This window comes from Leisingera sp. S2M4, from assembly GCF_055398055.1.
The window spans coordinates 2,025,478-2,037,766 of the sequence record NZ_AP040861.1 but is presented as its reverse complement, the minus strand read 5'-3'; the positions used below and the strand labels follow the sequence as shown (position 1 = coordinate 2,037,766).

The 12,289-nt window shown below is 66.4% G+C and carries 15 protein-coding genes; 2 read left to right on the top strand and 13 right to left on the bottom strand.

Annotation, left to right across the window (positions count from 1 at the left end):
* Nucleotides 1-87 precede the first annotated feature (87 nt).
* The 12 genes from ACZ52D_RS09915 to pyk form a co-directional block, all read right to left on the bottom strand.
* The gene (locus tag ACZ52D_RS09915) at nucleotides 88-636 is read right to left on the bottom strand and encodes a hypothetical protein (RefSeq protein WP_222454729.1); all 549 of its coding nucleotides are present in this window, start codon (nucleotides 634-636) and stop codon (nucleotides 88-90) included.
* Nucleotides 637-766: 130 nt separating this feature from the next.
* The gene (locus tag ACZ52D_RS09910) at nucleotides 767-1,303 is read right to left on the bottom strand and encodes a GNAT family N-acetyltransferase (RefSeq protein WP_464441207.1); all 537 of its coding nucleotides are present in this window, start codon (nucleotides 1,301-1,303) and stop codon (nucleotides 767-769) included.
* Complete coding sequence (locus tag ACZ52D_RS09905; RefSeq protein WP_464441206.1) at nucleotides 1,300-1,749, bottom strand: YtoQ family protein; 450 nt, start codon at nucleotides 1,747-1,749, stop codon at nucleotides 1,300-1,302. Before ACZ52D_RS09905 ends, ACZ52D_RS09910 begins: the two co-directional genes overlap by 4 nt.
* Nucleotides 1,750-2,016: 267 nt before the next feature.
* On the bottom strand, nucleotides 2,017-4,413 hold the full coding sequence (gene pheT, locus ACZ52D_RS09900) for a phenylalanine--tRNA ligase subunit beta (protein ID WP_222454726.1): 2,397 nt from the start codon (nucleotides 4,411-4,413) through the stop codon (nucleotides 2,017-2,019).
* 4 nt (nucleotides 4,414-4,417) lie between these two features.
* A complete protein-coding gene (locus ACZ52D_RS09895; RefSeq protein ID WP_222454725.1) occupies nucleotides 4,418-4,696 on the bottom strand; it encodes a YrhK family protein in 279 nt (92 codons plus the stop codon).
* 17 nt (nucleotides 4,697-4,713) lie between these two features.
* A complete protein-coding gene (pheS, locus tag ACZ52D_RS09890) occupies nucleotides 4,714-5,787 on the bottom strand; it encodes a phenylalanine--tRNA ligase subunit alpha (RefSeq protein ID WP_222454724.1) in 1,074 nt (357 codons plus the stop codon).
* Between the two features lie 130 nt (nucleotides 5,788-5,917).
* Nucleotides 5,918-6,622 (bottom strand): glutaredoxin family protein, encoded by a 705-nt coding sequence (locus ACZ52D_RS09885; protein WP_464443131.1) that lies wholly within the window; start codon nucleotides 6,620-6,622, stop codon nucleotides 5,918-5,920.
* A 194-nt stretch (nucleotides 6,623-6,816) separates the two neighbouring features.
* Entirely contained in the window at nucleotides 6,817-7,902 is a 1,086-nt protein-coding gene (locus ACZ52D_RS09880; protein ID WP_222454722.1) for a sensor histidine kinase, read from the bottom strand.
* A gap of 148 nt (nucleotides 7,903-8,050) precedes the next feature.
* The gene (rplT, locus tag ACZ52D_RS09875) at nucleotides 8,051-8,416 is read right to left on the bottom strand and encodes a 50S ribosomal protein L20 (RefSeq protein WP_008206278.1); all 366 of its coding nucleotides are present in this window, start codon (nucleotides 8,414-8,416) and stop codon (nucleotides 8,051-8,053) included.
* Between the two features lie 14 nt (nucleotides 8,417-8,430).
* Nucleotides 8,431-8,631: a 50S ribosomal protein L35 gene (gene rpmI, locus ACZ52D_RS09870; protein WP_222454721.1), complete on the bottom strand. Its 201-nt coding sequence runs from the start codon at nucleotides 8,629-8,631 to the stop codon at nucleotides 8,431-8,433.
* A 116-nt stretch (nucleotides 8,632-8,747) separates the two neighbouring features.
* On the bottom strand, nucleotides 8,748-8,969 hold the full coding sequence (locus ACZ52D_RS09865) for a hypothetical protein (RefSeq protein WP_222454720.1): 222 nt from the start codon (nucleotides 8,967-8,969) through the stop codon (nucleotides 8,748-8,750).
* Nucleotides 8,970-9,010: 41 nt separating this feature from the next.
* Nucleotides 9,011-10,456, bottom strand: coding sequence for a pyruvate kinase (gene pyk, locus ACZ52D_RS09860; protein ID WP_464441205.1), 1,446 nt, complete (start codon nucleotides 10,454-10,456; stop codon nucleotides 9,011-9,013).
* Between the two features lie 240 nt (nucleotides 10,457-10,696).
* Between pyk and ACZ52D_RS09855 the strand changes: the two genes are divergently transcribed.
* Together ACZ52D_RS09855 and ACZ52D_RS09850 are read left to right on the top strand one after the other, a co-directional pair.
* Nucleotides 10,697-10,936 (top strand): DUF6868 family protein, encoded by a 240-nt coding sequence (locus ACZ52D_RS09855; RefSeq protein WP_464441204.1) that lies wholly within the window; start codon nucleotides 10,697-10,699, stop codon nucleotides 10,934-10,936.
* A 101-nt stretch (nucleotides 10,937-11,037) separates the two neighbouring features.
* Nucleotides 11,038-11,352 (top strand): DUF1244 domain-containing protein, encoded by a 315-nt coding sequence (locus ACZ52D_RS09850; protein WP_464441203.1) that lies wholly within the window; start codon nucleotides 11,038-11,040, stop codon nucleotides 11,350-11,352.
* A 73-nt stretch (nucleotides 11,353-11,425) separates the two neighbouring features.
* Here the strand turns inward: ACZ52D_RS09850 and ACZ52D_RS09845 are convergent, their stop codons facing one another.
* Nucleotides 11,426-12,286, bottom strand: coding sequence for a D-amino-acid transaminase (locus tag ACZ52D_RS09845; RefSeq protein ID WP_464441202.1), 861 nt, complete (start codon nucleotides 12,284-12,286; stop codon nucleotides 11,426-11,428).
* Nucleotides 12,287-12,289 lie beyond the last annotated feature (3 nt).

The following is a 12,289-nucleotide window of genomic DNA, read 5'->3' as shown; positions in this document are numbered from 1 at the left end:
CCCCGCCCCGTCCCGGTAGCGTCACCGCGACCATGACCAAGGCCCGTGCCGCCCCGGCGGCGCAGGCGCAGCCCCGCCGCGCGGCGTTCAGACGCCGTCGCGCGGGGCGGCGGCCCGGCTGCGGCGGGCGGCAAGCCGGGCCCGCTCGGCGCGGGCGCGCTCCTGCAACCGCTGCGCCGGTTCCGGTTCGGCCGGCGGGCAGCCCGCCACGACACGAAAGCCGTCGAGGTCGTGAAACGCCCATTGCGCGGCAATCAGCTGGTATTTCTTTGCCTCCCAGCCGCTGTCGTCCCGCTCGAACCGCAGCCGCCAGGTGCCGCGGATCTGCACCGCCAGACGCAGCTGGCGCACCGCGTTCAGCGCCTCATGCCCGCTGTCGGCACAGCGCAGCCCCTGTCGGCGCAGATGTTTCATGCGATCGACCAGCGACACCGCCTCCCGCGTGCGCCGGCCGGCAAAGACAACTTCGATCTCGGTGCCCGGCGGCACCAGCCCCGTCACCAGAAGATCATTGCGATTGTTGCGCCAGAACACTGGCACCAGCTCCACCGCGACATCGCGGACTTCCCGTTTGAACAGGCCACCGTCCTCGATCAACGGGGTGATCTGCCAGGCGGGTCTTCGGCGGTTGGTCATACGCGCTTTGCGATGCCTGCGGCCACAGGCACCATCCCAGAATGAAAGTTGTTCAGCGCCAGTTGTTTACACGAGCCGACTTAACGAAGGGTTGCCACCTGCCCGCGCGGCCAAGGTGCCGGGGGTCCGCCTACCGCGCGATCGGGCGCGCCATCACGAGAACCGTGCCCCCCTTGTAGCGCGCCTCGGGGCGCGGGGTGTAACCCAGCCGTCGCGCCACCTTCTGCGACACCTCATGGGCCGGATCGAAGATGCAGGCGGTCTCGCTCCAGTCGGTGTGCTGCTCGGCCCAGCGGTGCATGCAGGCCACTGCCTCGCTGGCGATGCCGCGCCCATGCACGGCCGGGGACAGCACCCAGCCCGCCTCCGGCACGTCGTCCAGGCCCGGCTGCATGTCGCGGCGGAAATTGGCAAAGCCGACCTCGCCGACAAAGTCGCCGCCATCGCGCAGCGTCACCGCCCAATAGCCAAAGCCAAGCGCCTGCCAATGGCCCATATAGCGCAGCAGCCGCGCCCAGCTTTCTTCGCGTGTGGCCGGCGTGCCAGAGATGAACCGCACCACCTCCGGGTCGGCCCAAAGCCGGGCCACCGCGTCGAAATCCTGCGCCACATGCGGGCGCAGGATCAGCCGTTCGCTTTCCAGAACCGGCGGGTTCCGGGGGCTCATGCAGGCAGTTTTCCGGTCAGCACATAGGCCAGGATCTCAACCACCTGGCGCGGCTCCTCGGCCACGGCCAGGGCGGCGGCATGGACTTCCTTCAGAGCGTGCTGATGCTCCGGCGGGCTCAGCACGATGATCGACTTGCCGAGCGCCGCCGCATAGCCCGCATCAAAGGCGGCGTTCCACTGCTTGTATTTGTCGCCGAAGCGCACCACCACGACATCCGCGTCCTCGATCCCCTTGCGGGTGCGGATCGCGTTCACCATCGCCCCCTTGTGGTCGTGCCAGTACTTGTTCTCCTCGGCACCGAGGATCGCGACGCCGCAATCATCGCTGGCGTCATGATCGGTCACCGGCGCAGCAAAGCTGACCTCCAGCCCCTTGGCGCCCTCGATGATCTGCTCCCGCCAGTCGGTGTGAATCTCGCCCGAGAGGTAGACGTTCAATGCCATGGTTCATTCCTTTTCGCGGCCCCCGGCAGGCGCGCGCCGACAGATCGACCGCCCCGCATGCCCGGGTGACATAATCCTGTGTCCTGCCGTCCGGGCACTCTGCTCCGGCCCCGACAGCAGGCCGGAGTATCCCCCAAGCCGCCCGGCGCGTCCACCGCCCGCATGAGACTGCCCGGCGAACATGAAAAGGGCAGCGCCCGGAAAGGAGCGCTGCCCATGCAGAAACTGCAGATCCCGGGACTGTCACCAACGGCCCCGGACGCGGCCTCAGCCGCGCAGGGTGCCGCCGGTGGCCTTGGTCACCTTGGCGATGATCTTCTCGCTCACCGCTTCGATGTCCTTTTCCTTCAGCGTCTTGTCGGTCGGCTGCAGGCGCACGGTCAGGGCCAGGGACTTCTTGCCCTCGCCCAAGGAGCCGCCGATGAATTCGTCAAAGACGCGCACGTCTTCGATCAGCGCCTTGTCGGCACCGGCCGCCGCGTTGACCAGCGTCAGCGCCTCGACATCGGCATCGACGACAAAGGCAAAGTCACGCTCCACCGCCTGCAGGTCGCTGATCGCCAGCGCCGGGCGTGCCGCACCGGATTTGCGCGGCAGCGGCACCTCGTCCGGCCAGATGGTGAAGGCCACCGCGGCGCCCTTGATGCCCATTTCCTTCAGCACCTTGGGGTGCAGCTCGCCAAAGACGCCCAGCACCTTTTTCGGGCCGAGGCAGATCTTGCCGTGGCGGCCCGGGTGCCACCAGCTGTCGGCGCCGCGCAGGATCTGCACCTTGGCGGGCGCGCCGATGGCGGCCAGCACCGCCTCGATATCGGCCTTGGCGTCATAGACGTCCACCGCGCGCGAGGCGCCGTGCACATCCTTGGGACCGGTGCGGCCCACCAGCAGGCCGGAGATCAGGTTGTGCTGCTCGCCCGGCTCTCCGCCGTGGAAGGCAGGACCGGCCTCGAACAGCGCCAGGTCCATGATGCCGCGCGCCTGGTTGCGGGCCGCGGCCTGCAACAGGCCGGGCAGCAGCGCCGGGCGCATGTGCGACATCTCCGACGAGATCGGGTTGGCCAGCATGGTGGCGTCATCACCGCCGCCGAACAGTGTCGCCGAGGCCTTGTCGATGAAGGTGTAGCTCACCACCTCGTTGTAGCCGAGGCTGGCGCAGGTGCGGCGCGCCATCTGCTGGCGGCGCTGCTGCGGCGTCATCACCGGCTTGGGGATGCCGTCGGTCAGCCGCGGCAGCGGCTTGCCCTTCAGCTTGGTCAGCGAGGCAATGCGCGCGACCTCTTCCACCAGGTCGGCCTCGCCCTGCACGTCGGGACGCCAGCTCGGCACATGCGCCATGTTGCCCTCGAGGCGGAAGCCGAGACGGGTCAGCGTCTGGCGCTGATCGCTTTCGGGAATGTCCATGCCCACCAGCGACTGCACCCGGCCCGCGTCCAGCTTGTAGGCGCGCGAATGGTCCGGCACGTCGCCCGCGATCACCATCTCGGACGGCTCACCACCGCAAAGCTCGAGGATCATCTTGGTGGCGCGGTGCAGGCCCTCGATGGTGTACTCCGGGTCCACGCCGCGCTCGAAGCGGTAGCGGGCATCGGAGTTGATCTTCAGCGCGCGGCCGGTGGTGGCGATCTGCACGTGATCCCAGAAGGCGCTCTCGAGGAAGACGTCCACGGTCTCCTCGGTGCAGCCGGTCGCCTCGCCGCCCATGATGCCGCCGATGCTTTCCGGGCCGTTGGCATCAGAGATCACCATCTGCCCGGCTTCAAAGGTGTATTCCTTCTCGTCCAGCGCCTTCAGCACCTCGCCGCCCTGGGCGCGGTGCACACGCAGGTCGCCCTCGACCTTGGCAGCGTCAAACACGTGCAGCGGCCGGTTCTGGTCGAAGGTGAAGAAGTTGGTGATGTCCACCAGGGCCGAGATCGGGCGCAGGCCAATCGCCTTCAGCCGGTCCTGCAGCCACTGCGGGCTGGGGCCGTTCTTGACGCCGCGGATCACCCGGCCGGTGAACAGCGGGCAGCCGTCGAGCGTGTCCTCGTCGATGGTCACCTTGATCGGGCTGGCGAAATCGCCCTGGATGGATTCATAGCTGGTGGTTTTCAGCGTGCCGAGACCGCGCGCCGCGAGATCGCGGGCGATGCCATGCACGCCCAGCGCATCGGGGCGGTTGGGGGTGATGGCGATCTCGATCACCGGGTCGACCTTGGCCGGATCGTTTTCCGCCAGCCAGTCGACGAAACGGTCACCGACGTTGCCCGAGGGCAGTTCGATGATGCCGTCGTGCTCGTCCGACAGCTCCAGCTCGCGCTCGGAGGCCATCATGCCGAAGCTCTCGACGCCGCGGATCTTGCCGACGCCGATGGTGATGTCGAGACCGGGGACATACATGCCCGGCTTGCAGACCACCACGGTGATGCCCTCGCGCGCGTTGGGGGCGCCGCAGATGATCTGCATCTCGCCCTCGTCGGTGTCCACCTTGCAGACCCGCAGCTTGTCGGCATCGGGGTGTTTCTCGGCATGTTTCACATAGCCGAGGGTAAAATCCTTCAGCCGCTCGGCCGGGTTCACGACCTCTTCGACCTCAAGGCCCAGATCGGTCAGGGCTTCGGTGATTTCCTCGACGCTGGCGTCGGTGTCGAGGTGGTCTTTCAGCCAGGAAAGCGTGAATTTCATGTGTTTAGTCCTTGAACCTCTGGGCCAGATCCTCGTCGTCCCCCATCGCCGCCAGCCGCAGATCCCGCACCAGGCGGAGCGTGGGCTTGGCGGCAAACAGAATGGAGCCGAACAGGAACAGCCAGGTGCCTGCCGTTTTCAGGCTTTCGTCGAAAAAGAAGACCGACCCCACAACGAAGCACAAGGCGGCAGAAAAATCGATGATCGTGTAGACGATCTCGTAGGCCGCGTATTTGCGCCGTTTCGCGGCAGAGCCGCTTTGATGGTCCCGGTCAAATAGCATCGATCACTCCCGGCGGATCACCTGCTGAGCCCGCCATGCAGCGCCGGCACGTCGAGGCTGCGGAAGCCGTAGTGGCGCAGCCAGCGCAGGTCGCTGTCAAAGAAGGCGCGCAGGTCCGGGATGCCGTATTTCAGCATCGCCAGACGATCGATGCCGATGCCGAAGGCAAAGCCCTGGTAGACCTCGGGGTCGATGCCGCCCGCGGCGATCACTTTGGGGTGCACCATGCCGGAGCCGAGGATCTCCATCCAGTCGTCGCCCTCGCCGATCTTCAGCGTGCCGTCCTGCCAGGAGCAGCGGATGTCGACCTCGGCCGACGGCTCGGTGAAGGGGAAGTGCGAGGCGCGGAAACGCAGCTCGACGTCGTCCACCTCGAAGAAGGATTTGACGAACTCCTCCAGCACCCACTTAAGGTTCGCCATCGAGATGTCCTTGTCGAGCGCGAGGCCCTCGACCTGGTGGAACATCGGCGTGTGGGTCTGGTCGTAATCGGCGCGGTAGACGCCGCCCGGGCAGATGATGCGCAGGGGCGCGCCCATCTTCTCCATCGCGCGGATCTGCACCGGCGAGGTGTGGGTGCGCAGCACATGCGGCGGGCGATCGTCGCCCTCGGCGCGGTGCATGTAGAAGGTGTCCATCTCGGCCCGCGCAGGGTGGTGGCCGGGGATGTTCAGCGCGTCGAAGTTGTACCAGTCGGTGTCGATCCGCGGCCCTTCGGCGACCGAGAAGCCCAGTTCGGCAAAGATCGCGGTGATCTCTTCCTGGACCTGGCTGATCGGGTGCAGGCTGCCCTGGCGCTGCGGGCGGCTGGGCAGGGTCACGTCCAGCCATTCGGTGCGCAGGCGCGCATCCAGCGCGGCATCTTCCAGCGCCGCCTTCTTGGCCGCCAGCGCCGAGTTGATCTCATCCTTCAGCGCGTTCAGCGCCGGGCCTGCGACCTGGCGTTCCTCGGGCGTCATCTTGCCCAGTTCGCGCATCTTCAGCGCCACTTCGCCCTTCTTGCCGACAGCGGCAAGGCGGATCGCCTCCAGCGCCGACTCGTCGGCGGCCTCTGCAATCTGACCCAGATATTTGGCTTTAAGATCGTCCATCACGGCCCCTCGAATTCTGCTTGTGCCCTGCTACCACAAGGGCGGGCGAAAGCAAGGGGCGCGGGGGCAATGGCACCGCATGTGTCACCCCGCTGCGCCGCAGGCGGTGACGGACAGGATCAGGGAGGGGTCAGCCCAGCAGCATCCAGGCGCCCATCGCCGCCATCATCAGGTTCTCGCTGAGCGAGACGAAGCCCAGCGGCACCTCGCTGCTGCCGCCCATGCAGGCGCATTTCAGCTCGCGCCGGTCGATGTAGACCGCCTTCAGCACCGACACCGCGCCGATGGAGCCGATCACCAGCGCCAGCGGTGCCGCCAGCCAGGTCATGATCCCCGCCAGCATCAGCAGACCGGCCAGCCCCTCGGCGAAGGGGTAGAAATAGGCATAGGGCACAAAGCGGCGCGCCAGCAGGTCGTAGTTCAGGAACATCGTGGAGAAGCTCTCCACGTCGCGCAGCTTCTGCAGTGCCAGGAGACACATGGAGATCGCAACGAACCAGATCAGGCTGCGCCCCGCCGCGAGGCTGCCAAAGGCCGCCCATTGCGCCGCCAGCGCGATCCCCAGCGCCATTGCGAACAGCGCGATGACCGGCGTGTAGGTGGTCTCCCCCTCGGCGCGCAACGGCAGGCCGAAATGGCTCCGCAGCGCATCATAGCCGCCGATCCGGGTCCCGCCGATGTAGGTCTGCGGCGTGGTGTCGACCCCGGCTTCCTGCTTGAAGCGGTCGACTTCCTCGCGGGTGGTCAGCAGGTGATCCTCGACCTCATGGCCCTGCCATCGCAGCAGGGCCTTTGATTTCAGCCCGTAGGGACAAAGATGCCCCGGCATGTCCATGCGGTAGAGCTTCGCGGTGGTGGCGGTGGTTTCCGTTCTGGCCTCTGAGGGGGTGGTGGCGGTCACGGCGTCCTCCTGCGTTTGTCCCGGGCTGACCTTGCGGCACGGTCACGGGATCAACGCAGAGGCTGCCGCTCGGGTTCCGCCCGGTGTCCTGTCAGGGTCCGGCGAGGGTCCGGGCGGCCTTGGCCACCTCAGACCGGGAACAGCAGCGTCGCGGTGACCCCCGGCCCCTCGGTGCCGTAGGACAGCTCGCCCTGCAGTTCCATCTTCACCACCTCGGCGATCTTGATGCCAAGACCAGTGCCCTCCTGGCCGAAATCGGCCGGCATGCCGACCCCGTCATCGGCGCACAGCAGCCGCACCCGGCCCTCTTCGAGCAGGTCCAGCGCAATGCGCAGCGCGCCGGGACGGTTGTCGGGGAAGGCGTGCTTGTAGGAATTGGCAATGAACTCGTTGACGAAAGTGCCCACCGCCACCGCCTGGGGCGCGCTGACCCGCACCGGGCAGGCCTCCACCGTCAGCGCCACCTGCGGCGGCGCCAGTTCGGCGGTATGGGCACAGACCTCTTCGAGGTAGGGCTTGAGACACAGGCGCCCCTGCTCGGCGTGTTTGTACAGCAGCTCATGCACCCGGCTCATCGCGTCGATGCGCGCGATGACCTTGGCCAGCGCCGATTGCGCCTGGGGCGCGTGGTAGCTGCGCTGCTGCAGCCGCGCGAAGGCGGACAGCGACATCAGCGAGTTCTTGACCCGGTGATCGGCCTCCTTGCGCAGCACGGCTTCGGCGCGCAGCGACTTGCGCAGCTCCAGCTGGGCCATCACCTGCCGCGCCAGCACCTTGATCGCGTTGCGCTGGACCTCGCTCAGCTCCCTCGGCTGGTAGTCGAGCACGCAGAGCGTGCCCAGCGGCAGCCCCTCGGCCGTCTTCAGCAGCGCGCCCGCATAGAACCGCAGCCCCGGCTCCGCCAGGCACAGGGGGTTGTCGCACATGCGCGGGTCGGTCAGCGTGTCGTTGATCTCGACGAAATCCTCCTCGAGGATCACATGCGAGCAGATCGATGTCTCCAGCGGCGTCTCACGCACGCCCAGCCCGGTCTCGGCCTTGAACCACTGCCGTTCGGCATCGATCAGGTTAACCACCGAAATCGCGGTTCCGCACAGCGCGGCGGCAAGTTCGACGATTTCATCGAAGTCCCTCTCCCGCTCGGTGTCCAGGACATCATAGGAACGAAGGGCAAGAAGGCGGTCTTCCTGCTGCGGGTGAGGGGTCGCTTTCATCTTCGGCCTCCAGCCAAGTCAGCAATCGCGCGACTATGGGTGGCTTTGCCCGGCTTGGCAACCAAATGAACCCGCAAAGCGGCCGTTCGGCGCAAAAAGGCCGCCCCGGATGGAGCGGCCTTGAAGATGTTCAGACGTGGCTGGCGGCTCAGGCGGCCAGCGCGTCCTGTGCCTGGCGCACGATCGCACCGAAAGCTTCGGGCTCGTGCACGGCCAGGTCGGCCAGAACCTTGCGGTCCACTTCGATGCCGGCCAGGTTCAGGCCGTTGATGAAGCGGGAGTAGGTCAGTGCCTCGTCGTGCGAACGGACGGCAGCGTTGATCCGCTGGATCCACAGCGCGCGGAAATTGCGCTTGCGGTTCTTGCGGTCGCGGGTTGCGTACTGGTTCGCCTTGTCGACGGCCTGACGGGCAACCTTGAAGGTGTTCTTGCGGCGGCCGTAGTAACCTTTGGCTGCCTTGATGACCTTCTTGTGACGGGCGTGAGTCGTGGTACCACCTTTAACGCGGGACATATCTCAATCTCCTCTTAGCGGTCGTAGGGCATGAAGCCCTTGACGATCTTGGCGTCGGGGGCCGACAGGGTGGTGGTGCCGCGGGCGTCGCGGATGAACTTGGTGGTGCGCTTGATCATGCCGTGGCGTTTGCCGGCCTGACCCGCCTTCACCTTACCGCTGGCGGTAATCTTGAAGCGCTTTTTGGCGCTCGACTTTGTCTTCATCTTGGGCATTTCCGTCTCCTTCAATGCAGGTTCGCTAGGCGCGCGACTCGGCATGCCACGATGGCCGGCCGCGCGGAACAGGGCTGCCCAATACGCAAAGCGGCGCGGCGGGGCAAGCGGATTCTCTAGAAAAGCTGCCCCAGCACCCGGAAAAACACCTCTGGCACATCCGCGACACGGTATCCGCCGGGTTTGAACATCACCGCGTAGGTGACCAGCGCGATGGCGACGAGGATCGACAGCAGCGACACGCGCGGCGGGCGGCGTTCGCTGACGGCCGACAGCACAGACGGCACCGACAGTGCCCCGATGACCAGACCCGCGACCAGCGGCAGATCCGTCTCCATCCCCCGGCACCCCTCACGTTCACATTGACGTAAGGGAAATGTTATTCCGGGTCGGTGCTGTAAATCAACCGCTCGTCGCAGGGCGCGATGCGCAGGATGTTGGTGGTGCCGGGCACGTTGAAAGGCACGCCCGCGGTGACCACGATCTGATCGGTCTCACCGGCAAAGCCATTGGCCCGCGCGGCCCGCGCGGCGCTGACCACCGCCCCTTTGAAGCGGTCCAGCTCCGGCGTCATCACGCAGGTGCAGCCCCAGCTGAGACACAGCCGCCGCGCGGTGGTGCTGACCGGGGTCATGGCGATGATCGGCACGCCGGGGCGCTCGCGCGCGGTCAGCAGCGCGGTGGTGCCGGACTGGGTGAAGCAGCAGATCGCCTTGATCTCGGTCTTCTCCGCGATCTCGCGCGCGGCGGCGACGATGCCATCGGCGACGGTGGTGCCCTTGGCGGTGCGCGAGGCGGCGATGATCTGGGCATAAGTCGGGTCGGCCTCGACCTCGATCGCGACCTTGTTCATGGTCTGCACCGCCTCGATCGGATACTGGCCTGCCGCGCTTTCGGCGCTCAGCATCACCGCATCGGCGCCCTCGTAGATGGCGGTGGCCACGTCGGAGACCTCAGCGCGGGTGGGCATCGGGCTCTCGATCATGCTTTCCAGCATCTGGGTGGCCACGATCACCGGCTTGGCGGCGGCGCGGCACTTGCGCACCAGGCGCTTCTGGATCGGCGGCACCGCGGCGACCGGCAGTTCGACCCCGAGGTCGCCACGCGCCACCATGATGCCATCGGAGGCGTCCAGGATCGCATCAAAGTCCTCGACCGCCTGCGGCTTTTCGATCTTCGACAGCACCGCGGCGCGGCCATCGGCCAGCTGGCGGGCCTCGAACACGTCCTTGGCGCGCTGCACGAAGGACAGCGCCAGCCAGTCGACGCCGAGATCACAGACAAACTCAAGATCGGCGCGGTCCTTTTCCGACAGCGCGGCCAGCGGCAGCACCACGTCGGGCACGTTCACACCCTTGCGGTTGGAGATGGTGCCGCCGGTGACAACGGTGCAATCGGCAAAATCCGGGCCGCAGTCGGCAACCTTGAGCCGGATCTTGCCGTCGTTGACCAGCAGATGCGCACCCGGCTCCAGCGCCTGGAAGATCTCGGGGTGGGGCAGGCAGACGCGGGTTGCATCGCCCGCCGCCTCGTCGAGGTCGAGCCGGAACGCGGCGCCCTCCTCCAGTTCCTCGGCGCCATTGGCAAAGACGCCGACACGCAGCTTCGGCCCCTGCAGGTCGGCGAGGATGGCGATCGGGCTGTCCAGTTCCTGCTCCACCTGGCGGATGATGCGGTGCTTTTCGGCGATTTCTTCGTGGCTGCCGTGCGACATGTTCAGGCGGAACACGTCCGCCCCCGCCTCATGCAGCGCCCGGATGGTGTCATAGGTCTCCGATGCCGGCCCGAGGGTGGCGACAATCTTGACACTGCGCGAACGTTTCATGGGGCGGATCTCCTTCGGGGCTGCATATGTTAACGCAAACAGCGCTGAGGTGCTTATCTCCCAATTCCCCGCGTCGCGCAACTGCTGCGAACAGGTTGCGGCAAAACATATCAGGCGGATGACAGTTTGGCATTTTTCAGTTGCCAGCGGGATTTTCCCCGCCGCGGACCGGCGCAGGTTGCACAGGCAGGCCCGGCACCCAATATCCAAAGGACCGGGCTGCCGCAGAAAGGAGCCGCGATGACCCATGAGACGCTTTCGGCCTTCTTCGGCTGGCTGACCCTGCTGCACCTGGGCCTGTTCACCCTGTCGGCGCTGCTGGTGCTGGCGCTGCGTGACCGGATCTGCGGGCTGCACGGGCGGATGTTCGGCCTGGCGCCGGAGGCTGTGCGACTGGCGATCTACCGCTGGCTGGGCAGCTACAAGATCGTGATCCTGGCGACCGCGCTGCCCCCGTGGCTGGCCCTGCAGCTGATCTGAGCGACCGTTCCGCCCTGCCCTCGCGCCCGGCTCGGCCATTGCCCGCCGCGCCCGCCGCTGCTAGGCCAGCCCAAGACACCCGCAAACCCGGAGAGCCCGCGATGGACAAGCAGACCGAAATCGAACTCCAGGCCGCCGCCTTCCGCCGCCTGCAGCAACACCTGATGCAGGACCGCCCGGAAGTGCAGAACATCGACCTGATGAACCTGGCCGGCTTTTGCCGCAACTGCCTGAGCCGCTGGTACCAGGAGGCCGCCAACGCGCGCGGCATCGAAATGGGCAAGGACGAGGCCCGCGAGATCTTCTATGGCATGCCGATGGCCGAGTGGAAGGCCAAGCACCAGACCGAGGCCAGTGCCGAGACGCAGGCAGCCTTCGAGGTGGCCTTCAAGGAAAACGTCGCCGACAAGACGTGAGGCCCGCACGGCCAACCTGACACCAAAAAAGCCGCCCCGTGGGGCGGCTTTTGCGGTTCAACAGCAACCCGCGTCAGATCGCGGTCTTGCGGCTTTCTTCCAGGTAGATCTCGCGCAGGCGCCTGGCCACCGGACCCGGGGTGCCGTCGCCCAGCGCCACACCGTCGATCTCCACCACCGGCATCACAAAGGCCGAGGCCGAGGTGGTGAAGGCCTCATCCGCCGCCTTGGCTTCCTCGATGGTGAACAGGCGTTCCTCGATCTGCATCTGGGCTTCCTCGGCCAGGCGCAGGACCGCCCTGCGGGTGATGCCGTGCAGGATGTCGTTGGACAGCGGCCGGGTCACGATCACACCGTCCTTGACGAAATAGGCGTTGTTCGAGGTGCCCTCGGTCACATAGCCGTCCTCGACCAGCCAGGCATCGTCGCAACCCGCCTTCTTGGCCATCATCTTGCCCATCGACGGATACAGCAGCTGCACCGTCTTGATGTCACGGCGGCCCCAGCGGATGTCCTCGATCGAGATCACCTTGGCGCCTTTTTTCGCCGCCGGGCTGTCGGCCAGGCCGGGCTTGTTCTGGGTGAACAGCACCAGGCTGGGCGGGGTGTCCTCGGAGGGGAACACGAAATCGCGGTCACCGTCAGAGCCGCGGCTGACCTGCAGGTAGACCAGCCCTTCCTCGATGCCGTTCAGCTCCACCAGCTTGCGGTGGATCTCCAACAGCTCGTCCTTGTTGCAGGGGCTGGCCATCTCCAGCTCATCCAGCGAGCGCTGCAGCCGCACCGCGTGGCCCTCGAAGTCGATCAGCTTGCCGTCCAGCACCGAGGTCACCTCGTAAACGGCATCGGCAAACAGGAAGCCGCGGTCGAAGACAGAGATCTTGGCTTCGTCTTCCGGCAGGTATTCGCCATTCACATAAACGGTACGGGTCATCTT